We start from the raw sequence: 25,400 nt of genomic DNA, 5'->3' as shown, positions 1-25,400 counted from the left end.
CTCACGCCCGATCCGCGACGCGCTCACCGAGCAGGCCTTGTGGCCGCACGAGGAGGACGACGATGAGGAGTACGAACGCCCAGACGTTGGACCAGGCTCCACCGCCGAGCTGCGACATGCCGGGGATGTCTTCGATGTAGGCGATCGACAGGGCTTCGGCGAGGCCGAGGACGACGCCGCCGACCATGGCTCCGTAGATGTTGCCGATGCCGCCGAGGACGGCTGCGGTGAAGGCCTTGAGGCCGAGGATGAAGCCCATCTCGAAGTTGATCTGGCCCTTGTCGAGGCCGTAGGCGACGGCGGCGACGGCGGCGAACGCGGCACCGATGGCGAAGGCCATGACGATGATGCGGTCGGTGTTGATGCCCATGAGCTTCGCGGTGTCGGGGTCCTGCGCGGTGGCCTGCATGGCGCGGCCGCTGCGGCTCTTCTGGACGAAGATGCCGAGGGCGAGCATGCAGAGCGGGGCGAGGATGAGGACGAAGAGGTCCGCGCGCTGGATGGCCAGGCTGTCGGTGATCTTGAAGGCTTCGCCCTTGAACTCGGGGAAGCTGACGGCCTTCTTGGCGTCCGGGTAGAACTGCCAGACGAGCTGCTGGAGCGCGATCGAGAGGCCGATTGCGGTGATGAGGGGGGCGAGCCGGGGAGCGCTGCGCAGGGGACGGTACGCGAAGCGTTCGGCTGCGGTGGCTACGGCGACGGAGGCGAGTGCGCCTCCGACGATCATGACGGGGATCGCGATCAGCAGGGAGGTGCCGGTCGGGAGGGCGGCGTAGGCGGTGAGCGCGCCGAAGCCGCCGATCATGAAGATCTCGCCGTGGGCGAAGTTGATGAGCTGGACGATGCCGTAGACCATGGTGTACCCGATGGCTATGAGGCCATAAAGGGCACCGAGGGCAAGGCCGTTGGCCAGCTGTTGCGGCAGTTCGTGCACCGCAGGGCCTCCGATGAGCGTGTCGGATAAGACTCCGCGCGAGGGCGCTGTTGCGCCCTCGCGCGGTGGGTTTGGTTCAGGTGAGGCTGGTGTTGCGGGGTCCTACGGGATTACTGGTTGAACGTGTCGCTCTTGACGTCGACCCACTTGCCGCCCTCGACCTTGTAGACCGTGAGCTGCTTGTTGGTGGTGTCGCCGTACTCGTCGAAGGCGACCTTGCCGGTCACGCCCTCGAAGGACACCTTGCCGAGGGCCTCGACGACCTTGGCGCGGGCGTCGGTGGGGAGCTTGCCGTTGTTGGCGGCGACGACGGCCTTGACGGCCTGGACGACGGACCAGCCGGCGTCGTAGGAGTAGCCGCCGTAGGCCGCGTACGGGTCCTTGTAGCCACCGGCCTGGTAGTCGGCGATGAAGGTCTTGGCGGTGGGCAGCTTCTCGACCGGGTAGCCGATCGAGGTGGAGAGGTCGCCCTCGTTGGCCTCGCCGGAGGCGGTGATGAAGGCGGGGTCCTGGATGCCGTCGCCGCCCATGAGCGGGATGTTGGCTCCGGCCTTCTTGATCTGGTCGGCGAGGAGGCCGCCCTCGGGGTACTGGCCGCCGAAGTAGACGGAGTCGGCGCCGGAGGCCTTGACCTTGTCGGCGGTGGAGGAGAAGTCGGTCTCCTTCACGGTGACGTGGTCGGTGCCGACGACCTCGCCGCCGAGCTTCTTGAACTCGTCGGAGAAGATCGCGGCGAGGCCGGCGCCGTAGGTCTGCTTGTCGTCGACGACGAAGACCTTCTTCTTGCCGGCGTCCTTGAAGAGGTACTGGGCGGCGAACTTGCCCTGGACCACGTCGGTGGCGGCGGTGCGGAAGTAGGTCTTGAAGGGGCGCTTGAACTCGCCCTTGCCCCAGTTGTCGCCCTGGCTGAGCGCGGGGTTGGTGTTGGCGGGGGAGACCTGCGCGAGGTTGGCGGAGGCGAAGACGCCCTGCATCTGCTGCGCGACGCCGGAGTTCAGCGGGCCGACGACGCCGACGACGTCCTTGTTGCCGACGAGCTTGGTGGCGTTGGCCTGGCCGGAGGCGGGGACCGCCTGGTCGTCGAGGGCTTCGACCTTGAACTCGATCCCGGGGACCTCGTTGTTCTTGTTGGCCGTCTTGGCCGCGAGGTCGACCGAGTTCTTGATGCCCTGGCCGAGCGCGGAGAGCGAGCCGGTGAGGGGGGCGTCCACGCCGATGACGACGACGGTCTTGGAGCCGTCGGCCTTGTCCCCGCCCTTCGCCTCGTCGCGCGAACCGCAAGCGGTGAGGGTCAGTGCTCCCGTGGTGATCACGGTGGTGAGGACGAGCAAAGAACGGTGTCGCACGATTCTTCCTTTCCCTGGCGCGGCCCCCTCATATGAGGTGCCGTTGGGTCGCCGGGCCGCACTGGGATGTCCACGGCCGTGCTGGGTTGCGCCCTGCGGCGCGGTGACTGGCCGTGACTCTAGGCCGAGGTGGCGAGTGCGGGGAGCAGGGAAAGGATGATGTGACTGTCTTGTTATGCCGAGGCCAAGAATGTGTGGCCGGAGTGCGGACAACTCGGACGTTTGGCTACTTCGGGGAATGTCCGCATGGTGAGAATTCCCTGTTCCCCTAAGGGGCTTGAGGGGTTCATGCTCCTGTCATTGATCAAAAGGGGCCGATTGTCGCTGGCTGTGTCCGAAAGAATCCGGCGGGTGGCATTCCGCCGGGGAAAAACGGGATTCTGTGGGGCGCTGGCATTACTGAGGGTAATTTCTTCCCTTGATCCACTTCGGGCGGATCGATCTTGATCCAGGGCGCGGAGGGCTTCCGACCTGCGGATCGGGCCCGCGTCGCCGGGCGACCGGAAGTCGGACAGCGCACGCGGGATTCCGGTCACCCGGCCGGGCTCGGGGGTCGCCAGTTCTCGGAGCTCCAGGTTGCCCCGTTCTGTTCGGCGCAGCGCTGCGCCACGAACCGGTCGACGAGCCCAAGTGCCTTGTCCAGACCGCCAGTTCGCTCCTCGGCGCGGCCCGCGGCCACGGCTTCCTCGTGGATCTTGTACTGGTCGTTGGACATGCCCTTCTGCTCCCAGTCGAGGCCGGCCCACTTGCCGCCCTTGAGGGCCTCTTCCGCCCAGTAGGACACCAGACTTGTGCAGATCTGTGCGGGCGAGGAGGGGCTGGAAACGGGCGTTGGCGTGGTCCGCGGGGCGGGTGGGGCGGATGTGGAGCATCCGGACAGGGCGAGTGCCGTCAGGAGTGCGGCTCCACCGCAGCGGGCCGCGATGCGTGGCTGGGTCCCCATGAAGGGAAGGTAGGCCGTCACCTTCGGTGACACAACAGTCGTCACGGGCCCGGGCGCGGACTGGCGGATTCCGGGCGGTTGCCGGGCCCGTACGGGCCGCGGCCCGGCGCGTACGGGCCCGGCGGCCGGTTCCGTACGCGCCGCAGGCCCGGGTCCGGCCCCGTGGGAGGGGCGGGATCCGGGCCTGCGGGCTCGGCCTGCGGGCTGGACCGTCGGGCGGGTCGGGCTCCGACGGGCGGGCGGGCAGGCGGGCGGGTCAGGCTCCGGCGGAGGCCGGGTCCGCGTCGCGCAGCAGGCAGGTCAGGCGGGCGGTGCACACGCGCCGGTCCTGCTCGTCGCTGATGACGATCTCGTACGTGGCGGTGGAGCGGCCGCGGTGCACGGGGCTCGCGACGCCGGTGACCAGGCCGGACCGCACCCCGCGGTGGTGGGTGCAGTTCAGGTCCACGCCGACGGCGACCTTCTTGATGCCGCCGTGCATCATGGCGCCGACCGAGCCGAGGGTCTCGGCGAGCACCGCCGAGGCCCCGCCGTGCAGCAGCCCGTACGGCTGGGTGTTGCCCTCGACGGGCATGGTGGCGACGACCCGCTCGGCCGAGGCCTCCAGGATGCGGATGTCCATCCGCTCGCCGAGGTGGCCCGCCGAGAACAGCGAGGGCAGGTCGATGCCCAGGGCCGTGTACTCGTCGAGGACCTCCTGCGGGAACTTCACCGTGTGCTGCTGGCCCATGGGCAGGCTCCGTCCGTGTGTCAACGCTCGTTAACCGTCTTGTCCTGAGGTCGTTCTATCAGGCCGGTTCGAAGCGCACGACGACGGACTTGCTGGCGGGGGTGTTGCTGGTGTCCGCGGTGGAGTCGAGGGGGACCAGGACGTTGGTCTCGGGGTAGTAGGCGGCCGCGCAGCCGCGGGCGGTCGGATAGTGCACGACGCGGAAGCCGGGCGCGCGCCGCTCGACGCCGTCCTTCCACTCGCTGACCAGGTCCGTGTACGAGCCGTCCGCGAGCCCCAGCTCCGCCGCGTCCTCGGGGTTGACCATGACGACGCGGCGGCCGCCGGTGATCCCGCGGTAGCGGTCGTCGAGGCCGTAGATGGTGGTGTTGTACTGGTCGTGGCTGCGCAGGGTCTGCAGGAGCAGCCGGCCCGCGGGAACCCGGGGGTACTCGACGGGCGCGGCGGTGAAGTTGGCCTTGCCGGTCTTGGTGGGGAAGCGGCGCTCGTCGCGCGGGCCGTGCGGGAGGCGGAAGCCCTCCGGGCGGGCCGCGCGGGCGTTGAAGTCCTCGAAGCCGGGGACGACGCGCGAGATCCGGTCGCGGATGGCCGCGTAGTCCTTCTCGAACTCCTCCCACGGGGTCCGCGACGCCTCGCCGAGGACGGCGCGGGCCATGCGGGCGACGATCGCGGGCTCGGAGAGCAGGTGCGGGGAGGCGGGGGCGAGGTTGCCGCGGGAGGCGTGGACCATGCCCATGGAGTCCTCGACGGTGACGAACTGCTTGCCGGAGGCCTGGACGTCCTTGTCGGTGCGGCCGAGGGTGGGCAGGATCAGGGCGCGCCGTCCGGTGACCGCGTGGGAGCGGTTGAGCTTGGTGGAGACGTGGACGGTCAGGCGGGCGCGGCGGATCGCGGCCTCGGTGACGTGGGTGTCGGGGGTGGCTCCGACGAAGTTGCCGCCCATGGCGAAGAGGACCTTGGCCTTGCCGTCGCGCAGGGCCTCGATGGAGCGGACGACGTCGTAGCCGTGGCCGCGCGGCGAGGTGATCGCGAATTCGCGGTCGAGGGCGTCGAGGAAGGCGGGCGCGGGGCGCTCGAAGATCCCCATGGTGCGGTCGCCCTGGACGTTGGAGTGGCCTCGGACGGGGCAGACGCCGGCGCCGGGGCGGCCGATGTTGCCGCGCAGCAGGAGCAGGTTGACGACCTCGCGGATGGTGGCGACCGAGTGCTTGTGCTGGGTGAGGCCCATGGCCCAGCAGACGATGGTGCGCTGCGAGGCCAGGATCATGGCCAGCGCCTGCTCGATCTCGGGCCGGGTCAGGCCGGTGGCCGTGAGGGTCTCGGCCCAGTCGGCTTCCTCGGCGGCGGCCGCGAGCTCCTCGTAGCCGTGGGTGTGCTCGCGTACGAAGGCCTCGTCGGTGGCGCCTTCGGTCTCGATGACGAGCTTGTTGAGGAGGCGGAAGAGGGCCTGGTCGCCGCCGATGCGGATCTGCAGGAAGAGGTCGTTGAGGGCGGTGCCCTTGAGCATGCCGACCGGGGTCTGGGGGTTCTTGAACCGCTCCATGCCGGCCTCGGGCAGCGGGTTCACCGAGATGATCTTCGCGCCGGCGGACTTGGCCTGCTCCAGGGCGGAGAGCATGCGCGGGTGGTTGGTGCCCGGGTTCTGCCCGGCGACGATGATCAGGTCGGCCTGGTGGAGGTCTTCGAGGTTGACGCTGCCCTTGCCGATGCCGATCGTCTCGTTCAGTGCGGAGCCCGAGGACTCGTGGCACATGTTGGAGCAGTCCGGCAGGTTGTTGGTGCCGAACTCGCGGGCGAAGAGCTGGAAGAGGAACGCGGCCTCGTTGCTGGTGCGCCCCGAGGTGTAGAAGAGGGCCTCGTCGGGGGAGGCGAGGGCGCGCAGCTCCTCGGCGATGATCTCGAAGGCCCGTTCCCAGGGGACCGCCTCGTACCGGTCGGCGCCTTCCGGCAGGTACATCGGCTCGGTGATGCGGCCCTGCTGGCCCAGCCAGTAGCCGGAGCGGCCGGCGAGGTCGGCCAGGGGGTGCTCGGCGAAGAAGTCCGGGGTGACCCGGCGCAGCGTGGCCTCCTCGGCGACGGCCTTGGCGCCGTTCTCGCAGAACTCGGCCGTGTGCCGTTTGTCGCCCTCGGGCCAGGCGCAGCCCGGGCAGTCGAAGCCGTTCTTCTGGTTGACCTTGAGCAGGGTGCGCGCGGTGCGGGCGACGCCCATCTGCTGCTGCGCGATCCGCAGGGTGTGCCCGATGGCGGGCAGGCCGGCGGCGGCGTGCTTGGGGGGCGCGACCTGCGGCGCGTCCTGGACGGGATCACCTGCGGGCGGCTTGGTGGCCATGTCGCTCCCCTTTGAGCAGTCGAGCATCGCAGCGGCGGCCGCTGCGCGTATTCGCGTACACGTCCGATCCTGTCACGCCCGGCTGACATCGCCGACGCCGGAATTGTCAGCGGGGCCGCCTAGGATCGGGGGCGTGGCAGAGAACGCATCGAAGAAGACCGACCAGCCGACCGCAGCGGACCGCCCCCGCCTGATGCTCATGGACGGGCACTCCCTGGCGTACCGGGCGTTCTTCGCGCTGCCGGCGGAGAACTTCACGACGGCGACCGGACAGCCGACGAACGCCATCTACGGCTTCGCGTCGATGCTGGCGAACACGCTGCGCGACGAGGCGCCCACGCACTTCGCGGTGGCGTTCGACGTCTCGCGCAAGACGTGGCGCTCGACGGAGTTCCCCGAGTACAAGGCGAACCGCTCCAAGACCCCCGACGAGTTCAAGGGGCAGGTCGAGCTGATCGGCGAGCTCCTGGACGCGATGAAGGTGCCGCGGTTCGCGGTCGACGGCTTCGAGGCCGACGACGTGATCGCCACGCTGGCGACGCAGGCGGAGGCCCTCGGCTTCGAGGTCCTGATCGTCACCGGCGACAGGGACTCCTTCCAGCTCGTCTCCGAGCACACCACCGTGCTGTACCCGACCAAGGGCGTCTCCGAGCTGACCCGGTTCACCCCGGAGAAGGTCGAGGAGAAGTACGGGCTCACCCCGCAGCAGTACCCGGACTTCGCGGCGCTGCGCGGCGACCCGTCGGACAACCTGCCGGGCATCCCGGGCGTCGGCGAGAAGACGGCCGCCAAGTGGATCACCCAGTTCGGGTCGTTCGCGGAGCTCGTCGAGCGCGCCGAGGAGGTCAAGGGCAAGGCCGGGCAGAACTTCCGCGACCACCTGGAGGCGGTGAAGCTCAACCGGGTCCTGACCGAGATGGTCAAGGACGTCGAGCTGCCCAAGGCCGCGGGCGACCTGGAGCGCCTGCCGTACGACCGCTCGGCCGTCACCGGCGTGCTGGACGTACTGGAGATCCGCAACGCCTCGCTGCGCGAGCGGCTGCTCGCCGTGGACCCGGGCGCCGCCGAGGAGGAGGCCCCGGCTCCGGCCGCCGGCGTGGAGCTGGACGCGACCGTGATCGGCGCGGGCGAGCTGGCGCCGTGGCTGGCGGCCCACGCGGGCGGGCCGCTGGGCATCTCCACCGTGGACAGCTGGGCGCTGGGCCAGGGCAATGTCAGCGAGATCGCGCTGGCCGCGGCCGGCGGTGCCGCCGCCTGGTTCGAGCCGTCCGTACTGGACGAGGCCGACGAGCAGGCCTTCGCGGCCTGGGCCGCCGACCCGGCGCGCCCCAAGGTGGTGCACAACGCCAAGGGCCTGATGCGGGTCTTCCCCGAGCACGGCTGGAGCCTGGCCGGCGTCACCATGGACACCGCGCTCGCCGCCTACCTGGTCAAGCCGGGCCGCCGCTCCTTCGCGCTGGACGTGCTGTCCAACGAGTACCTGCACCGCGAGCTCCAGCCCGCCGCGGCCGACGGCCAGCTGGCCTTCGGCGCCGACGAGACCGCCGAGGCGGAAGCCCTGATGGCGCAGGCCCGCGCCGTCCTCGACCTCGGCGACGCCTTCACCGGCAAGCTGGAGGAGGTCGGCGCCACGGAGCTGCTCCACGACATGGAGCTGCCCACCTCGGAGCTGCTGGCCCGGATGGAGCGCGCGGGCATCGCCGCCGACCGCGACCACCTGGAGGCCATGGAGCAGCAGTTCGCCGCAGCCGTGCAGCAGGCGGTGAAGGAGGCGCACGCGGCGGTCGGGCACGAGTTCAACCTCGGCTCGCCCAAGCAGCTCCAGGAGGTGTTCTTCGGCGAGCTGGACCTGCCGAAGACGAAGAAGACCAAGACCGGCTACACCACGGACGCGGACGCGCTGGCCTGGCTGGCCACGCAGACCGACCACGAACTCCCGGTGATCATGCTCCGCCACCGGGAGCAGGCCAAGCTGCGCGTCACCGTCGAGGGCCTCGTCAAGACGATCGCCGCCGACGGCCGGGTGCACACCAGCTTCAGCCAGACCGTCGCCGCGACCGGCCGCCTGTCCTCCACCGACCCCAATCTGCAGAACGTGCCGGTGCGCACCGACGAGGGCCGGGCCATCCGCCGCGGGTTCGTCGTCGGCGAGGGCTTCGAATCCCTCATGACCGCCGACTACAGCCAGATCGAGCTGCGCGTCATGGCGCACCTCTCCGAGGACGAGGGCCTGCTGGAGGCGTTCACCTCCGGCGAGGACCTGCACACGACCGTCGCCTCCCAGGTGTTCTCCGTCGAGCGCGACCAGGTCGACGCCGAGATGCGCCGCAAGATCAAGGCCATGTCCTACGGCCTGGCGTACGGGCTGTCCGCCTTCGGCCTCTCCCAGCAGCTGAACATCGAGCCCGCCGAGGCGCGCGGCCTGATGGAGACGTACTTCGAGCGGTTCGGCGGGGTCCGCGACTACCTGCACCGCGTGGTGGAGGAGGCCCGGGCCACCGGGTACACGGCGACGGTCTTCGGCCGCCGCCGCTACCTGCCCGACCTCAACAGCGACAACCGCATGCGCCGCGAGTCCGCCGAGCGCATGGCGCTGAACGCACCGATCCAGGGCACCGCGGCCGACATCGTCAAGGTCGCGATGCTGCGCGTGGACAAGGCGATCACCGCGGCCGGGCTGAAGTCGCGGATGCTGCTCCAGGTCCACGACGAAATCGTGCTGGAGATCGCCCCCGGCGAGCGCAAGAAGGTCGAGGAGCTGGTGCGCCGCGAGATGGCCGCCGCCGTCGAACTCCGCGCCCCGCTGGACGTATCGGTGGGCGTGGGCGCCGACTGGGAGTCCGCGGCGCACTGAGACCCCGAGGGCCCGAGGGCCCGGGGAGCACCTTCGCCGGACGCCCGTCCCCGCAGGCCGCTACGCGGCGGGGACGGGCGTCCGCGCGTCCCCGTCCGTACGGGACGGCTCGCGCCGGCGCGCGAGGAGCCGTACGAGGACCCCGTACAGCAGCAGGCCCACGGCGAGGCCGCCGCCCGCGCCGAAGCAGACGGTCGGGATGATGTCGAGCGGGGTGCGGATCCGGTCGAAGAACGTGAAGAAGCGCAGCACGCGCATCGTCACCCCGACGGCCACGCACACCGAGACCAGCGCGACCGAGCCCAGCAGCTCGGCCCGTCCGAGCACCGGCACGGCAGCGGGGGCGATGGCCTCGGGCAGGCTCCGCACGGCGGTCACCGTGAACCGGAGCAGGGCGCAGGCCGCGAGCGCCGAGGTTCCGTACTGCACGTAGGTGTAGAGGGGGAGCCCGTTGGCGAACGGCTCGCCGAGCACGGGCAGCGCGTCCGTCCCCCACCGGTGCGGGTGCGTGAAGCTGTCCCAGACCACGTGGGTGAGGGAGCCGGTGACCGCCGAGAGGTAGAACCACAGCGCGACCGGCCCCGGGCCGCGGCCCCGCCAGTCCTCTCCCCGTACGAAGGCGTACGTCCGGCCCTGGCGGCGGCGCGGCAGGAGCGCGATCAGGGGTTCGCGCAGCAGCAGCCAGCACGCCGCGAGCGCGGCGGTCAGCACGGCGTCCGCGGTGAACACCCCGGGCAGCGAGTGCGCGAAGGCGCCGTACGTCCAGACGCCCGGGACGACGGCGTCCGCGAAGTAGAACGTATCGGGCGCGAACGAACCGAGGACCAGCGCCGACGCGATCAGCGGTCCGCGGGCGCGGCCCGTCCGGCGGACGGCCGGCAGAACGGCCGCCGCATGGCTGAGAGTGAACGGCATGGCACCTCTTCCTTGCTTCGGGCAGTGCGCCCCGAACGGTCCGGACAGTATGCGCGAGCTGCCCGGGACGTGGGGAAGTGGTGAATTCCGGGCTCCGATCGGTGCAGGTTGAAGGGAGTTGACGTAAGGTCACGCCGACGTCGAGGGGGAGGGGACCCGGCTCATGTCGGCAGGCATCGGAAGCAGGCTGCGCAAGGGAGGGGCCGCCGCCCTGATCTGCGCACTGGTGGCCGCGGCGCTCACGGCGTCCCAGGCCCCCTCGCGGGAGCGGATATCCGCGGCGGACACCGGGGACGCGGCCGTGCAGCCCGTGCAGCCCGGGGACTTTGGCGGAGACTCCGACTACCTCACGGAACTCCCGCCCCCGGCAGGGGATCTGCCGCAGGAGGCGCCGGCCGCCGCGCAGCCGTCCGGGCCGGCCGCCGAGGCGGTGGCGACGCACAACGAACCGGCGGCCATGGGCGGCGGGGAGGGGGCAAAGGGAATCCCCGCGACGGTCCTGGCGGCGTACCGGCTGGCCGAGGAGACGGTGGGGCGGAGCGACCCCGGCTGCGGACTGCGCTGGCAACTCCTCGCGGCGATCGGCAAGGTCGAGTCCGGGCAGGCGCGAGGCGGCCGCGTGGACGCCGCCGGCACCACCCTGCGGCCGATCCTGGGCCCCGTGCTCGACGGCAACGGATTCGCGAACATCCGCGACACGGACGGCGGACAGTACGACGGCGACGCCGCCTACGACCGGGCGGTCGGCCCGATGCAGTTCATCCCGTCGACGTGGGCGGCCTGGGGCCAGGACGCGGACGGCGACGGCCGCCGCAACCCGAACAACGTGTACGACGCGTCCCTCGCGGCCGCCCGCTACCTCTGCGCGGGCACCCGCGACCTGCGCACACCCGCAGACCTGGACCGCGCGGTGCTCTCGTACAACCAGTCCGCGGAGTACCTGCGCACGGTGAAGTCCTGGTTCACGTACTACCTGCAGGGCGCGCACGAGGTCCCGAACGAGGGCGCCGGCCGGCCCCCGGTGCCGGCGAAGCCGACGCCGGGGCCCACGCCGAAGCCGACACCGAGCCCCACGCCGGAGCCGACCCCGGTGCCGACGCCCACCCCGACGCCGACGCCGACGCCGACGCCGACGCCGACGCCGACACCCACGCCCACACCCACGCCCACACCCACGCCCACGCCCACGCCGACGCCGACGCCGACGCCCACGCCGAGTCCGAAGCCCACGCCGACGGCCGGCGCGCGGCCGACTCGGTCACCCACCCCGAGCCCCACGGCCACGCGCAGGGCGACACCGTCCGCGTCCCCGTCGCCCACCGGGACCGAGGCTCCGTAGCAGGGCGCGTTCCCCATACCGCCCGACGGCCCGACGGCCCGACCGAGAGCCGGCGGGCCGGCAGGCCGGCGGAGACGGTGGCTGCGGCTGCGGCTGCGGCTGCGGCTACGGCGTCGGTACGAGCAGCTCGGCGGTGAGTCGCGGAGCCACGGCCGTGCTCAAGGCTCCCGGCACCCACCGCGAGGTGGCGGGGTTGCCGGTGGTCTGGAGGACGTGGAGCGAGATCACGTCGCCCACGGCCAGCTCCAGGGTCGCGGAAACGGACTGGGAGGCGTATCCGGTCCCCGGCAGGACCGCGGTGTCCTGCGAGTCGAGCGCGCGTCCACCGTCGTTGACCTGCATCTGCAGGTTCCGGGCCCCCATCGCGTTCGGGGTGTATGTCAGGAGGACCCCTCCCGTGACCAGGTAGCGCCCCGCCGTCCTGACCACCAGGGCCGAGTTCGGAGCGTCGAACATCATGTTCGTGTCGTAGACGGCGCTGCTGAAGAGGATCTTGGTGAGCGTGTCGTTCGGGATGGTCTGGTCGCTGAAGGACTGGATGCTCGCGCCGACGTTGATCGTGGGACCGGGAGGACCGCTGGGGCCAGGGGGGCCACTGGGACCCGCCGGGCCGCTCGGGCCGATGGCCCCGGGCGGACCACTGGGGCCGGGGAGTCCGGGCGGGCCGGGTTCACCGGGGTCGCCGGGTTCTCCGGGCGGACCACTGGGGCCGGGGGGACCCTTCGGGCCGCCCCTCGGGTCCTGCCGCGGGTCCTTCCGGCAGTCGGCCCGCTCCTTGCCGGTGCGGGGATCCTTCTCGCACTTCCCGCCGCCGCCCGCTGCGCCGTACGCGCTCGCGCGCCCGCCGGTGTCCTGGGCCGCCAGCGCGTTCGGCACGGTCAGCCCGGCGGCCAGGAGCAGCGCGAGCGAGGCGACGGCCCCGCCGGTCGTCCATCGGGTGCGAAGGGTCCGCGGATCCGGCCGCGCCCCCGTCGCCTTCTCGGTACTCATCTGCGTGCTCCTCGACTCCGGGGGAACTCCGTTGCGATGCCAGGAGGAGCTTGACCCGCGGGACGGCGGAAGGCGTCACGTTGCGTCACAACACGCCTGACCATAGGTAATTCGGACCAGTGCGGCCCCGTCATCCGGGGTCCAGACGGTTCTCATCTCCGCCCCGCGTTGCTACGGTGCGGCTCCGTCCTGACGTTCCATCAGATTCCGGAGGCCCCCGGCATGCGCGCACTCCTCGCCGCCGCCATCGGGCTTGCCGCCGCGCTGGCCCTCGTGTTCGCCATCACGGCGTTCGGGGCGCCCGAAGGCAAGACCTCGCCCAAGCCCCTGCTCACCACCGCGCCCAGCGCGCCCGGACAGTAGAGGAGGCCCGGCCTTGAGACGAACCGCCGGCCTCGTCCTGCTCGCCTTCGCCGTGTTCCTCGCCGCCCTCGCACCCCTGCTGCGCTGGTACGCGTACCCCCGGCTCGCCAAGATCCCGCCGAACCAGTACCAGGAGATGGTCCTGGAGGCGAAGGACGCGACCCTCCTCGACTACACCGCCGGCATGCAGCCCAAGAAGGTCGACAAGGTCACCATCGTCCAGACCCTGAAGGGCAACGTCGAGGCGTCCAGGGAGATCGAGGCGAGCGCCGGCAAGGACGTCGTGGTCTGGGACACCCTGTCGTACATCATGGGCCCGGACGGCAAGACGGTCTCCCAGATACCCGAGCGCTACATCTTCGACGCCCACACCCAGGACCCGGTCCACGCCACCGGCGAGATGGTCGACGGCGACCCGGTCAAACGCGAGGGCATCGAGTTCAAGTGGCCCTTCTTCACCGAGCCGCGCGACTACCTCTACTTCGACGCGCAGACCCGCACCGCCGCGCCCATCCACTACGTCGGCCCGCGCACCTACCGCGGGATGCACGTCTACTACTACGAGCAGACGGTCCCCTGGACGAAGGTCTCGCTCCCGAAGAAGATGCCGATCGAGGGCATCGACCCCAAGACCTTCGAGCAGACCACTGGCACCAGCCTCTGGTACCAGGTCAAGGCGATGTTCTGGGTCGACCCGGTGACCGGGGCACCCGTCAACGCCGAGCAGGTCATCGAGCAGGAGATGCGCGGCGGCATCGCGGCCGGCGCACCCGACGGCAGGCTCACCGTCTTCGCCGGGCACGTGAAGATGCGCGAGGACTACGCCCGGTACACCGTCGACCTGGTCAAGTCGAACCGTACGAAGGTCCTCGCACTCCACACCTACGCGCCGGTCGGACTGGCGGCCGGCGCCCTGGTCCTGCTCGGACTGTCGCTGTGGCTGGAGGCCCGGGGCCGGCGCCGCCGCGGGACGCGGGACGGGGAGGGCCGCACCGCGCAGCTCACGGCTGTCGTCTGAGCCGGGCGTTGGTGTGCCGGGTGGGCTCGGCGGTCGCCGGGTCCTGCGGCCAGGGGTGCTTGGGGTAGCGGCCGCGGAGCTCGGCGCGCACGGCCCGGTAGCCGTCCTGCCAGAACGAGGCCAGATCGGCCGTCACGGCGGCGGGCCGCCCGGCCGGGGACAGCAGGTGCACGAGTACGGGCACCCCGGCCACCTTCGGGGTCTCGGCCAGCCCGAACAGCTCCTGCAGCTTCACGGCGAGCACGGGCTGACCGTGCCCCTGCTCGTGCTCAGCGGAGTAGTCCACCCGGATCCGGGAGCCGCTGGGCACCTCGATCCGCTCGGGGGCCAGCTCGTCGAGGCGGGCGGCCTCGCCGGTGGCCCAGGGCAGCAGCCGGTTCAGCGCCTGACCGGCGTCGATCCGCCCCAGATCGGCGCGGCGGCGGGCCCGGGACAGCTCGGGCTCCAGCCAGTCGTCGGCGCGCTCCAGCAGGGCGCCGTCGTCCTGTACGTCCGGCCAGCCGCCGCCGAGCGTGCGGTGCAGGAAGCCGAGCCGGGCCCGGAGCGTGCGCGCGTCCGCGGTCCAGCGCAGCAGGCCGAGGCCCTCGTCGCGCAGGCCGTCGAGGAGGGCCGCCCGGACGAGGGCCGGGTCGGGGTTGCCCAGCGGGCGCACGGCCAGCTCGATGGCGCCGAGCCGCTCGGCGGTGCGGGCGACGAGGTCGCCGTCCTCCCAGCGCACCTCCTCGCCCGCCCGGAGCAGGTGGCCGGCCGCGGCCCGGGCGGTGTCCTCGTCGATGACGGCGGCCAGCCGGACCCGGGCGGAGGCGGAATGGGGGCCCCGGTCGGCGACGGCGACGGCGAGCCAGGGCGCGCTGCGCAGCGGTGATCCGTCGCCGAGCTCGGCGCCGGTGCCGGAGGCCATCAGGAACGCCCCCTGCCCCTTGCCCTTGGCTACGCGCTCGGGGAAGGCCAGGGCCGCGACGAGCCCGGCGGCGGCGTCGTCGGAGCGGCCGCCGGCGGCCCGCGCCACCGCCGCGTCCCCGCCCGCGGCGGCGCGTTCCAGGCGTTTGGCTTCCGCGCGCCAGCGGGCGCCGTACGCGTCGGTGCCCGCGCGGGCCCGGCGCCAGGCGGCGGCCAGGTCGTCCCCGTACTCCCGCGGCGGCTCCTCGCTCAGCAGGGCGACGATCTCCGCCGCCCGGCGGGGTCCCAGTCCGGTGGAGCCGTCCAGCAGGGCCCGGGCGAGGCGCGGGTGCAGCCCGAGCCGGGCCATCCGCTGCCCGCGGGGGGTCACGGCGCCCGCCGCCGACACCGCGCCCACCGCGACCAGCACCTCCCGCGCCGCGGCCATCGCCCCGGCCGGCGGCGGGTCGAGCAGCGCCAGCCCGGCCGCGTCCGGATCGCCCCAGCAGGCCGCCTGCAGCGCGAACTGCGCCAGGTCCGCGATCCGGATCTCGGGCGAGGGGAACGCCGGCAGGCGGCCGTCCTCCGCCTCCGCCCAGCAGCGGTACACCGTCCCCGGAGCCTCGCGCCCGGCCCGGCCGGCCCGCTGGCGCCCGGCCGCGCGGGAGGCCCGTACGGTCGCCAGCGCGCCCAGCCCCCGCGCATGGTCCACCCGGGGTTCGCGGGCCAGACCCGAGTCCACGACCACCCGTACCCCCGGCACGGTCAGGCTCGACTCCGCCACCGCCGTGGACAGGATCACCCGGCGGCGCGGTGCGAGGGACAGGGCCGCGTCCTGCACCGCCGCCGGGGCGCGCCCGTGGAGCTGGACCACCTCCGTCTCCGCTCCGGCCAGCTGCCCCGCGACGCGGGCGATCTCGCCGACGCCGGGCAGGAAGCACAGCACGTCCCCGGAGCGCTCCGCCAGCGCCCGCCGCACCACCGAGGCCACGTGCGCCAGCTGCGCCGGGTCCACCCGCATCCCGTGCGGGGGCCGCACCGGCCGGGCCGGCGGGGCCCACACCGTCTCCACCGGGTACGAGACCCCCGCGGCCTCCACCACCGGCGCGCCGCCGAGCACCCGGGCCCAGCCCGCGGAGTCCGTGGTCGCCGAAGCCGCCACCAGCCGCAGCTCCGGGCGCAGGGTCTGCCGTACGTCCAGCAGGAACGCGGCGACCGTGTCGGCGTCCAGGTGCCGCTCGTGGCACTCGTCCAGGATCACCACGTCCACGCCGGTGAGCTCCTGGTCCCGCTGGAGGCGCTGGAGCAGGACACCGGTGGTGACCACCTCCACCACCGTGGCGGGCCCCGTCACCCGCTCGCCGCGCACGGTGAAGCCCACCGAGCCGCCGACCGCCTCGCCCAGCAGCCAGGCCATCCGCCGCGCCGCCGCCCGGGCGGCGATCCGCCGGGGTTCGGCGACGACCACCTTGCGCCGAGGCCCGTCGCCCACAGGGCCCACCAGCCCCGCCAGTACCAGCGGCACCAGCGTGGTCTTGCCGGTGCCGGGCGGCGCGCAGAGCACCGCCGTGCCGTGGGCGTCCAGTGCGCGCAGCAGCGCGGGCACGGCCTCCCGTACGGGAAGGGCGGCGAGGTCGGCCTGACGGAGCTGGGTCAACGGGGTCTCAGTCCCTCTCGCAGACGAAGATCGCGGTGCCGGGGATCAGGTTGCCGCGCAGCGGGGACCAGCCGCCCCATTCCTGGGTGTTCCATTCGGGCCACTCCGGTTCCACCAGGTCGACCAGGCGGAACCCGCCCGCCACCACGTCCCGGACCCGGTCCCCGAGCGTGCGGTGGTGCTCCACGTAGACGGCGCGGCCCTGCTCGTCCTGTTCGACGTACGGGGTCCGGTCGAAGTAGGAGGCGGCGATCGACAGCCCCTCCGGTCCGGGCTCGTCGGGGAAGGCCCAGCGGATCGGGTGGGTCACGGAGAAGACCCAGCGGCCGCCGGGGCGCAGTACGCGGTGGACCTCGCGCATGACGTTCACGGGGTCGGCGACGAAGGGGACGGCCCCGTACGCGGAGCAGGCGAGGTCGAAGGAGGCGTCGCGGAAGGGCAGGCGTCCGGCGTCGGCCTCGACGAGCGGTACGTCATCGCCGATGCGCAGGGCGTGCTGGAGCTGGCGGTGGGAGAGGTCGAGGGCGACCGGGCGGGCCCCCCGGGCGGCGAGCCAGCGCGAGCACTGGGCGGCTCCGGCGCCGATCTCCAGCACGTCCTTGTCCTTCAGGGAGTCCGCCGGGCCGAGCAGCGCGGCGTCCGCCTCGTCCAGGCCCTCCGGCCCCCAGACGAAGCGGTCGTCGCCGAGGAAGGCGCCGTGCTCGTTCTGGTACTCGTCGGCGTTGCGGTCCCACCAGCCCCGGCTGGCCCGGCTGCTCTCCGCCTCGCCGGCCTCGCGCCGGGTGGCCTCGGCGTCCTCGCCGGTGCCGGCCCCGGCCTCGTACGCGTCTTCGGGGGCGTAGTCCTCTTGGTTCATGGGGCCCGTCGTCGTAGTCTGCGGAAAGAGTCGGAAAGAGTCGTAACAAGGCAGGGATGGTCCATCGGCCCCTGCCCGCCCACGAATTGTGCCGGTTATGCGGTGATCCGCCCGGGGTGTGCGCCTTCGCGCATTGACCCTGTCCGGCTGCCCCCGTATGCTACAAGTTGCGCTGCGAGCCTGTGCTCCTCAGACCTAGCAGGCTGCGCTTGCATCTGTTGATGTCCCCTCGGTTTTCGAGGCCCTGACCGCTTCACGGCGGAGTAGGGGCTTCCTTGGCTGTCCGGCTTCTTCGGCAGATGCCGATAAGGGCTCCCGGCGTAGCAGTACCTACGACTTTCTGTCCGTAACCGGAGCCCTTTCCCACATGACGAGCAGCACCGAGACCACCTCTACCACCCCGCAGGTAGCGGTCAACGACATCGGTAACGAGGAAGCCTTCCTCGCCGCGATCGACGAGACGATCAAGTACTTCAACGACGGCGACATCGTCGACGGCGTCATCGTGAAGGTCGACCGGGACGAGGTCCTGCTCGACATCGGTTACAAGACCGAAGGCGTGATCCCGAGCCGTGAGCTCTCGATCAAGCACGACGTCGACCCGAACGAGGTCGTCAAGGTCGGCGACGAGATCGAGGCCCTGGTTCTCCAGAAGGAGGACAAGGAAGGCCGCCTGATCCTGTCCAAGAAGCGCGCCCAGTACGAGCGCGCCTGGGGCACGATCGAGAAGATCAAGGAAGAAGACGGCATCGTCACCGGTACCGTCATCGAGGTCGTCAAGGGTGGTCTCATCCTCGACATCGGCCTCCGCGGCTTCCTGCCGGCCTCCCTCGTCGAGATGCGCCGCGTCCGCGACCTCCAGCCCTACGTGGGCAAGGAGCTTGAGGCGAAGATCATCGAGCTGGACAAGAACCGCAACAACGTGGTCCTGTCCCGCCGCGCCTGGCTGGAGCAGACCCAGTCCGAGGTCCGCCAGACGTTCCTCACCACCCTGCAGAAGGGTCAGGTCCGCTCCGGCGTCGTTTCCTCGATCGTCAACTTCGGTGCCTTCGTGGACCTGGGTGGCGTCGACGGTCTCGTCCACGTCTCCGAGCTGTCCTGGAAGCACATCGACCACCCGTCCGAGGTTGTCGAGGTCGGCCAGGAAGTCACCGTCGAGGTCCTCGACGTGGACATGGACCGCGAGCGTGTCTCCCTGTCGCTGAAGGCGACGCAGGAGGACCCGTGGCAGCAGTTCGCCCGTACGCACCAGATCGGTCAGGTCGTCCCGGGCAAGGTCACCAAGCTGGTTCCGTTCGGTGCGTTCGTCCGCGTGGACGAGGGCATCGAGGGTCTGGTCCACATCTCCGAGCTGGCCGAGCGCCACGTGGAGATCCCGGAGCAGGTCGTCCAGGTCAACGACGAGATCTTCGTCAAGGTCATCGACATCGACCTTGAGCGTCGCCGGATCTCGCTGTCGCTGAAGCAGGCCAACGAGTCCTTCGGTGCCGACCCGGCGTCGGTCGAGTTCGACCCGACCCTGTACGGCATGGCCGCGTCTTACGACGACCAGGGCAACTACATCTACCCCGAGGGCTTCGACCCCGAGACCAACGACTGGCTCGAAGGCTTCGACACCCAGCGCGAGACGTGGGAGCGCCAGTACGCCGAGGCGCAGGTCCGCTTCGAGCAGCACCAGGCCCAGGTCATCAAGAGCCGCGAGGCCGACGAGGCCGCTGCTGCCGAGGGCGCTGCCGCCCCGGCCGCCAGTGGCAACGCCGGTGCGGGCATCTCGGGCGGTTCCTACTCCTCGGAGTCGGACGAGACCTCGGGCGCCCTGGCCTCCGACGAGGCCCTGGCCGCGCTCCGCGAGAAGCTGGCCGGCGGCCAGAGCTGATCGCAGCGCATCGCACCCCGGTGTGAGCGTTAGCTGAGCCGAACGACAAGGCCCGTCCCCTCCGGGGGGCGGGCCTTGTCGCGTTCCGGGCCTTGTCGCGTTCCTGTGAAAGGGGCCAACTGGGGAATGGAGCCGCCGCCTTGGACGTTGTGCGCACAGAAGGCAGCGAGGAGGAGTGGTGACGGTGCTTGATCCACAGGGTTTGTACGAATGGGATGCCAAGGGCCTGGCAGTGGCTGATCTGGCGCTCGCCCAGGACTCGGCCGGGCTGGTCATGCTCTACCACTTCGAGGGGTACATCGACGCGGGTGACGCCGGGGAGCAGATCGTCGAGCGGCTGCTCGACACGCTGCCCCACCAGGTCGTGGCCCGGTTCGACGCGGACCGCCTCGTCGACTACCGCGCCCGGCGCCCGCTGCTGACGTTCCAGCGCGACCACTGGACCGAGTTCGAGGAGCCGCGCCTTGAGGTGCGCCTCGTCCAGGACGCCACGGGGGCCCCGTTCCTGCTGCTCTCCGGCCCCGAGCCGGACGTGGAATGGGAGCGCTTCGCCGTCGCCGTCCGGCAGATCGTCGAGCGCCTCGGCGTCCGCCTCTCGGTCAACTTCCACGGCATCCCCATGGGCGTGCCGCACACCCGCCCCGTCGGGATCACCCCGCACGGCAACCGGACCGATCTGATGCCGGGCCACCGCAGCCCGTTCGACGAGGCCCAGGTGCCGGGCAGCGCGGAGTCGCTCGTGGAGTTCCGCCTCGGGCAGGCCGGGCACGACGTGCTCGGCGTCGCCGCGCACGTACCGCACTACGTGGCGCGTTCCGCGTACCCGGACGCCGCGCTGACGGCGCTGGAGGCGATCACGGCGGCGACCGGGCTGGTCCTGCCGGCCGTGGCGCACGCGCTGCGCACCGAGGCGCACCGTACGCAGACGGAGATCGACCGGCAGATCCGCGAGGGCGACGAGGAACTGGTCGCCCTGGTCCAGGGGCTGGAGCACCAGTACGACGCGGCGGCCGGCGCCGAGACGCGGGGCAACATGATCGCGGAGCCGCAGGAGATCCCGTCGGCGGACGAGATCGGCCGCGAGTTCGAGCGCTTCCTGGCGGAGCGCGAGGGCGAGGGCTGAGGCCCCGTCCCGGTCGGCCGGGGCGGGGGCGGGGGCGGGGGGCGGGGGGCTGTACGGGGGCCGGGGCGCGGGGTCTAGTCTGCTGGGCATGCTGAAGGTGGGCCTGACAGGCGGAATCGGTGCCGGCAAGAGCGAGGTTTCGCGGCTGCTGGCGGGGTACGGGGCGGTCGTCGTGGACGCCGACCGCATCGCGCGGGAGGTCGTGGAGCCCGGTACGCCGGGGCTGGCGGCCGTCGTGGCCGCTTTCGGGGAGTCCGTGCTGACCGCCGAGGGGAGGCTGGACCGGCCGAAGCTGGGTTCGATCGTGTTCGCCGACCCGGCGAAGCTGCAGACCCTCAACGCGATCGTGCACCCGCTGGTCGGGGCCCGGTCGGCCGAGCTGGAGGCCGCCGCCGGGGCCGGAGCGATCGTGGTGCACGACGTACCGCTGCTCGCGGAGAACGGCCTGGCGCCGCTGTACGACCTGGTGGTCGTGGTGGATGCCGCCCCCGGGACGCAGCTGGCGCGGCTGACCGCGCTGCGCGGGATGTCCGAGGAGGAGGCGCGGGCCAGGATGGCCGCGCAGGCGACGCGGGAGCAGAGGCTGGCGGTGGCCACGCTCGTGATCGACAACGACGGGCCGCTGGAGTCGCTGGAGCCGCAGGTGCGCAAGGTGTGGGCGGAGCTCAAGGAGCGGGAGGCGGCGGCGGGGGCCGCTGGCGGTACGGGTGCCGCCGGTGCCACGGGTGCCGCCGGTGCCTGACGTGCTCATGGAATAGCAGGCGGGGTGCGGGGCGTTGAACCGGCCCGCAGAGGGAAGGATCAGACCGTGTCCGACACCACGCCGCCGCCGATACCGGCGCAGCCGCCTTCGCCGTCCGGTTCGTCGCCCGAAACCCACGTCATCGACTACCGGGCCGCCGAGCAACTGCTGGCCGCGCGGGACCCGCAGGGCGCTGTGAAGCTGCTCGACTCGGTCATCGCCGCGCACCCGGAGAACACGGCGGCCCGGCTGCTGCGGGCCCGCGCCTTCTTCGCCGCCGCCCAATTGCGTCCGGCGGCGCTGGAGTTCGAGCTGGTGCTGGAGCGGGAGCCGGACAACGCCTTCGCCCACTTCGCGCTGGCCCGTACCCACGAGCGCTCCGGCCGCCCCGAGCAGGCGCGCAAACACTTCCGGCTGGCGGCGGCCCTGGACCCGCAGCCCGACTATCTGGCGGCGGCCCGCTTCGAGGAGTAGCGGGCCGGGTTCACCGCCGGCGCGGAGGCTCGTACGGGGGGACGTCCGGGCCCGGCTGGTAGTGCGGGCCCTGGTGGATGTGGTGCAGGACCACGGCCAGGTCCACGAGCGCGAGCACCGTGACCACCCCGCAGGCGGCCGCCCACCCGGGACGCCCGACCAGCGAGAACGCGGCGGTCCCGGCGGCGGCCCAGACGAACCCCCACAGGCTCAGCCAGAACCGCAGCCGCAGCGGACTGCGGGCGGTAACCGGCTCGTTTCCGGAACGCATGACCATCGCCTCGGTTCCATGGTCCCACCACTCATGGGTCGAGGCGGTTCACGGCGGTGGTGGTCGTCCGCTTGAAGGCGGCGACGGGGGCGTCGCTCAGGTCGCCCATGCGGCCCCACTGGACGACGGTCACGGTCGAACCGTCGCGTCCGATGCCGAAGAGGTGCACCCCGGGCTCGGAGTCGGGGATCGAGGTGTGCACGCCGTAGACGTGGGCGCCCTCCTCGACGGGGAGGGTCCCGTAGTCCTTGGAGCCGGCCGTGCCGTCCGGGTGCTCCCGCAGCCAGTCGGCGGCGCAGCCGGCGACCGCCCGCTCCAGGCTCCGGGCCAGCCGGGCGGCCGCCGCGTCGGAGGAGGCCCGTACGGAAACCTGCACGGCGCCGGTGTCGAGGTCGGTCCCGAACCGCCGGTGCCAGCTCCCGGCGGCCGGAAGCACCCCGTCCAGGCAGAACGGCGCCGTCTCGGGCAGCCCCTTGGCGACCTTCCCGGCATGCCAGGGCGAGGTGGGATGCGGCGGCAGATCGGCGGCGCCGAGGAATCCGGGGGCGGCGAGCGCGAGCGCGATGGCGGCGGTGAGGCCTTGGAGCATGGCTGGTTTCTCCTCATGTGGCAGCTGATGCGGTGCCCCAGCCGTCCCCATCCCGACCCGCCCCGAAACGCCTCGCGATGGTTCGGGGCGGCGCACCCGTCAGGCGGCGCGCCCGCGCGGGCCCGGGGCCGCGCGCAGGGGCCGTCAAGCAGGCATCCGCGCAGCCCGGCGGCATTGTCAGTGCCCCCACCTAGACTCGACGGCAGACGGGACCCGTCTGCGTTCCGACCGCACCGAGAGGGAGAGGAGCCGACACCGTGACGCTGCACGTGCACCCGCACCCGCACCCGCCGGCGACCGCGACCGCGCTCCTCCGCCACCCCGCCGTCTTCCTCCCCGCCGCCGTCCCCCGCGAGGCCCGCTTCGCCTTCTGGGCCCCCGGCGGGGACGCCCTCCCGGAAGACGGCGCCGGGACCCCGGCCCCGCTCACCGTCGTGCGCCCCCACGGCCAGGGGATCCGCACCCGTGCCGTCCCCTCCCTCACCCTCTCCGTCGCCGACGCCCTGCCGCTCCTCGTCCGCGCCGCCGACGCCCCCCGCGGCCCCGCGACGCACCCCGCCACCCGCGCCTGGGGCGCCGCCGCCCTGCACGCCCTCGCGCTCACCGCCCGCGGCCGGCTCCTGCCCGGAGTCACCCCCGACGGGATCGACGCCTGGCGGGCCGGCCCGCTCGACGCCGAGGACGTCGGCCACCTCCGCGCGGTGGCCGCCGCCCTCCCGTACGAGGGGTACGCGACGCCCCTGACCGGCCGCCGTCCCCTCCAGCTGCCCGAACCGGAGGCCCTGGTCCGGGCGTTCCTCGACGCCGTCGCCGACAGCCTGCCCCGTACCCCGGCGGCGCCGCTGGCCGCGGGGCGGCCCTTCGCCGCGCAGGAGCCCCAGCGGGTGCCGGGGATACAGGAGTGGGCCGCGCAGGTCGCGGCCGGCGCCGATGCCGGAGTCGGGATCTCGCTGCGGCTCGACCTGTCCTCGTTCAGCCTCTTCGACCGGCCGGACGACACCGGGGACGCGGGGGACGCCGGGCAGGCGGACGGCGAGCAGCCGCCCGCGCGGGAGGTCCGCCGAGCGGGCGCCGCCGTGGTCCAGGTGCACAGCCTCGCCGACCCCACGCTCGTCACCGACGCCGGGCTGCTGTGGGCCGGCGCGGCCGCCGCCGGGTTCGGGCCGCGCGCCCGGATCGACGCCGTACTGGCGCTGCGCCGGGCCGCCCGGGTCTGGCCGCCGCTGCTGCGGCTGCTGGACCAGCCGGCCCCCGATGTCCTCGCCCTCTCGGATCCGGAGCTCGAAGACCTCCTCGGCAGGGCCGCGAGCCGGCTGGCGGCCGCCGGCGTGCTGGTCCACTGGCCGCGCGAGCTGGCCCGTACGCTGTCCGCGACCGCGGTCGTACGGTCCACCGCGCCCGGCTCCGCCACCGACGGCACCGCCTTCTTCGATGCCGGCCACCTCTTCGCGTTCTCCTGGGAGCTCGCGCTGGGCGGCGACCGGCTCACCCCCGGGGAGATGGACGCGCTGGCGCAGGCGCACCGGCCCGTGGTGCGGCTGCGGGACCAGTGGGTGCGGGTCGACCCCGAGCTGGTGCGCAAGGCGCGCAAGCGGGAGCTGGGCCTGCTGGACCCGGTGGACGCGCTGGCCACCGTGCTGACCGGGACGGCCGAGGTGGACGGGGAGCCCGTGGAGGCGGTTCCGGTGGGCGCGCTGGCCGCGCTGCGGGAGCGGCTGACCGGCGAGCTGGCGCCGCTGCCGCATCCCGTCGGGCTGAAGGCCACCCTGCGCGACTACCAGGCCCGCGGCCTGGCCTGGCTGGACCTGATGACCTCGCTCGGCCTCGGCGGCTGCCTCGCCGACGACATGGGCCTGGGCAAGACGGTCACGCTGATCGCCCTGCACCTGCACCGGGACCGCCCCGAGCCGACGCTCGTGATCTGCCCGGCCTCGCTGCTGGGCAACTGGCAGCGGGAGATCGAGAAGTTCGCGCCCGGCACCGCCGTGCGCCGCTTCCACGGGGGCAGCCGCAGCCTGGACGGGCTGGCCGGCGGGTTCGTCCTCACCACGTACGGGACGATGCGCGCGAGCGCGGCCCGGCTGGCCGGGCAGCCCTGGGGCATGGTCGTCGCCGACGAGGCGCAGCACGTGAAGAACCCGCATTCGGCGACGGCGAAGGCGCTGCGCACGATCCCGGCGCCGGCCCGGGTCGCGCTGACCGGCACCCCGGTGGAGAACAACCTCTCCGAGCTGTGGGCGCTGCTCGACTGGACGACGCCCGGTCTGCTGGGCCCGCTGACGGCCTTCCGGGCGCGCCACGCCCGCCCGGTGGAGCACCAGCAGGAGGAGGACGGGGGCAACGAGGCGGCGGTGGCCCGGCTGGCCGCGCTCGTACGGCCGTTCCTGCTGCGGCGCAAGAAGTCCGACCCGGGGATCGCCCCCGAGCTCCCGCCGAAGACGGAGACCGACCATCCGGTCTCCCTCACGCGCGAGCAGGCCTCGCTCTACCAAGCAGCGGTGGAGGAGGCGATGGCCGTGATCGAGGCGAGCGAGGGCATCGAGCGGCGCGGCATGATCATGAAGCTGCTGGCCTCGCTCAAGCAGATCTGCAACCACCCCGCGCAGTACCTGAAGGAGGAGCAGCCCCGGATCCCGCACCGCTCGGGCAAGCTGGCCCTGCTGGACGAACTGCTGGACACGATCCTCGCGGAGGACGGCGCGGTGCTGGTCTTCACCCAGTACGTGACGATGGCCCGGATCATCGAGCGTCACCTGGCGGCCCGGGGGATCTCCCACCAGCTCCTGCACGGCGGGACGCCGGTGGCGCGCCGCGAGGAGCTCGTGGACCGCTTCCAGTCCGGCGAAGTCCCGGTCTTCCTGCTCTCGTTGAAGGCGGCGGGCACCGGCCTGAACCTCACGCGGGCCGGCCATGTCATCCACTTCGACCGCTGGTGGAACCCGGCGGTGGAGGAGCAGGCCACCGACCGCGCCTACCGGATCGGCCAGACGCAGCCCGTCCAGGTCCACCGGATCATCGCCGAGGGCACCGTGGAGGACCGGATCGCCGAGATGCTGGAGGCGAAGCGGGCGCTGGCCGATGCCGTGCTCGGCTCGGGCGAGTCGGCGCTGACCGAGCTGACCGACCGCGAGCTGGCCGACCTCGTCTCCCTGCGGAGGCCCGCATGACCACG

General features: G+C 72.6%; 20 protein-coding genes. 9 read left to right on the top strand and 11 right to left on the bottom strand.

What is annotated here, in order from left to right:
* Position 1: 1 nt before the first annotated feature.
* The 5 genes from AB0M92_RS14920 to AB0M92_RS14900 all read right to left on the bottom strand — a co-directional run bounded on the left by AB0M92_RS14920 (position 2) and on the right by AB0M92_RS14900 (position 6,282).
* On the bottom strand, positions 2-934 hold the full coding sequence (locus tag AB0M92_RS14920) for a branched-chain amino acid ABC transporter permease (protein WP_030155821.1): 933 nt from the start codon (positions 932-934) through the stop codon (positions 2-4).
* Positions 935-1,044: 110 nt separating this feature from the next.
* Positions 1,045-2,280, bottom strand: coding sequence for a branched-chain amino acid ABC transporter substrate-binding protein (locus AB0M92_RS14915; RefSeq protein WP_366102527.1), 1,236 nt, complete (start codon positions 2,278-2,280; stop codon positions 1,045-1,047).
* A 532-nt stretch (positions 2,281-2,812) separates the two neighbouring features.
* The gene (locus tag AB0M92_RS14910; RefSeq protein ID WP_366102526.1) at positions 2,813-3,064 is read right to left on the bottom strand and encodes a hypothetical protein; all 252 of its coding nucleotides are present in this window, start codon (positions 3,062-3,064) and stop codon (positions 2,813-2,815) included.
* Between the two features lie 415 nt (positions 3,065-3,479).
* The gene (locus AB0M92_RS14905) at positions 3,480-3,953 is read right to left on the bottom strand and encodes a hotdog fold thioesterase (RefSeq protein ID WP_366102525.1); all 474 of its coding nucleotides are present in this window, start codon (positions 3,951-3,953) and stop codon (positions 3,480-3,482) included.
* 58 nt (positions 3,954-4,011) lie between these two features.
* Positions 4,012-6,282, bottom strand: a complete 2,271-nt coding sequence (locus AB0M92_RS14900; protein WP_366102524.1) for an FdhF/YdeP family oxidoreductase — start codon at positions 6,280-6,282, stop codon at positions 4,012-4,014.
* Positions 6,283-6,415: 133 nt separating this feature from the next.
* On the opposite strand from AB0M92_RS14900, the gene polA reads away from it, so the two are divergent.
* Positions 6,416-9,136 (top strand): DNA polymerase I, encoded by a 2,721-nt coding sequence (gene polA, locus AB0M92_RS14895; RefSeq protein WP_366102523.1) that lies wholly within the window; start codon positions 6,416-6,418, stop codon positions 9,134-9,136.
* Between the two features lie 60 nt (positions 9,137-9,196).
* Here the strand turns inward: polA and AB0M92_RS14890 are convergent, their stop codons facing one another.
* Positions 9,197-10,051: a DUF4184 family protein gene (locus AB0M92_RS14890; RefSeq protein ID WP_366102522.1), complete on the bottom strand. Its 855-nt coding sequence runs from the start codon at positions 10,049-10,051 to the stop codon at positions 9,197-9,199.
* 163 nt (positions 10,052-10,214) lie between these two features.
* On the opposite strand from AB0M92_RS14890, the gene AB0M92_RS14885 reads away from it, so the two are divergent.
* Positions 10,215-11,390, top strand: coding sequence for a lytic murein transglycosylase (locus AB0M92_RS14885; protein WP_366102521.1), 1,176 nt, complete (start codon positions 10,215-10,217; stop codon positions 11,388-11,390).
* 105 nt (positions 11,391-11,495) lie between these two features.
* Here AB0M92_RS14885 and AB0M92_RS14880 read toward each other — a convergent pair whose 3' ends face one another.
* A complete protein-coding gene (locus tag AB0M92_RS14880) occupies positions 11,496-12,380 on the bottom strand; it encodes a hypothetical protein (RefSeq protein ID WP_366102520.1) in 885 nt (294 codons plus the stop codon).
* A 222-nt stretch (positions 12,381-12,602) separates the two neighbouring features.
* Between AB0M92_RS14880 and AB0M92_RS14875 the strand changes: the two genes are divergently transcribed.
* The gene (locus tag AB0M92_RS14875) at positions 12,603-12,743 is read left to right on the top strand and encodes an SPW_0924 family protein (protein ID WP_107089976.1); all 141 of its coding nucleotides are present in this window, start codon (positions 12,603-12,605) and stop codon (positions 12,741-12,743) included.
* Positions 12,744-12,756: 13 nt separating this feature from the next.
* Positions 12,757-13,761 carry a DUF3068 domain-containing protein gene (locus AB0M92_RS14870; RefSeq protein ID WP_366102519.1) on the top strand — a complete coding sequence of 335 codons (1,005 nt, stop codon included), beginning with the start codon at positions 12,757-12,759 and terminating at the stop codon, positions 13,759-13,761.
* Here the strand turns inward: AB0M92_RS14870 and hrpB are convergent.
* The gene (gene hrpB / locus AB0M92_RS14865) at positions 13,745-16,297 is read right to left on the bottom strand and encodes an ATP-dependent helicase HrpB (protein ID WP_366102518.1); all 2,553 of its coding nucleotides are present in this window, start codon (positions 16,295-16,297) and stop codon (positions 13,745-13,747) included. The two genes, AB0M92_RS14870 and hrpB, sit on opposite strands and share 17 nt — an antisense overlap.
* A gap of 7 nt (positions 16,298-16,304) precedes the next feature.
* Positions 16,305-17,153 (bottom strand): class I SAM-dependent methyltransferase, encoded by an 849-nt coding sequence (locus AB0M92_RS14860; RefSeq protein WP_366102517.1) that lies wholly within the window; start codon positions 17,151-17,153, stop codon positions 16,305-16,307.
* Between the two features lie 367 nt (positions 17,154-17,520).
* Here AB0M92_RS14860 and rpsA point away from each other — a divergent pair, with 367 nt between their 5' ends.
* The 4 genes from rpsA (at position 17,521) to AB0M92_RS14840 (ending at position 21,368) form a co-directional block, all read left to right on the top strand.
* Positions 17,521-19,029, top strand: a complete 1,509-nt coding sequence (gene rpsA / locus AB0M92_RS14855) for a 30S ribosomal protein S1 (RefSeq protein WP_030160280.1) — start codon at positions 17,521-17,523, stop codon at positions 19,027-19,029.
* 184 nt (positions 19,030-19,213) lie between these two features.
* Positions 19,214-20,152 carry a PAC2 family protein gene (locus AB0M92_RS14850; protein ID WP_366102516.1) on the top strand — a complete coding sequence of 313 codons (939 nt, stop codon included), beginning with the start codon at positions 19,214-19,216 and terminating at the stop codon, positions 20,150-20,152.
* An 88-nt stretch (positions 20,153-20,240) separates the two neighbouring features.
* On the top strand, positions 20,241-20,894 hold the full coding sequence (gene coaE, locus AB0M92_RS14845) for a dephospho-CoA kinase (RefSeq protein ID WP_366102515.1): 654 nt from the start codon (positions 20,241-20,243) through the stop codon (positions 20,892-20,894).
* Between the two features lie 66 nt (positions 20,895-20,960).
* Positions 20,961-21,368 (top strand): tetratricopeptide repeat protein, encoded by a 408-nt coding sequence (locus tag AB0M92_RS14840; protein ID WP_359178104.1) that lies wholly within the window; start codon positions 20,961-20,963, stop codon positions 21,366-21,368.
* A 10-nt stretch (positions 21,369-21,378) separates the two neighbouring features.
* Here AB0M92_RS14840 and AB0M92_RS14835 read toward each other — a convergent pair whose 3' ends face one another.
* Complete coding sequence (locus AB0M92_RS14835) at positions 21,379-21,639, bottom strand: DUF6343 family protein (protein ID WP_366102514.1); 261 nt, start codon at positions 21,637-21,639, stop codon at positions 21,379-21,381.
* Positions 21,640-21,670: 31 nt separating this feature from the next.
* Positions 21,671-22,228, bottom strand: a complete 558-nt coding sequence (locus AB0M92_RS14830) for a hypothetical protein (RefSeq protein ID WP_366102513.1) — start codon at positions 22,226-22,228, stop codon at positions 21,671-21,673.
* Between the two features lie 263 nt (positions 22,229-22,491).
* Here AB0M92_RS14830 and AB0M92_RS14825 point away from each other — a divergent pair, with 263 nt between their 5' ends.
* A complete protein-coding gene (locus AB0M92_RS14825; RefSeq protein WP_366102588.1) occupies positions 22,492-25,395 on the top strand; it encodes a DEAD/DEAH box helicase in 2,904 nt (967 codons plus the stop codon).
* Positions 25,396-25,400 lie beyond the last annotated feature (5 nt).

Source organism: Streptomyces sp. NPDC051582 (assembly GCF_040681715.1).
Lineage (GTDB): Bacteria > Actinomycetota > Actinomycetes > Streptomycetales > Streptomycetaceae > Streptomyces.
Note: the sequence above shows the minus strand (reverse complement) of the source record. Positions and strands in the feature narration are given on the sequence as shown.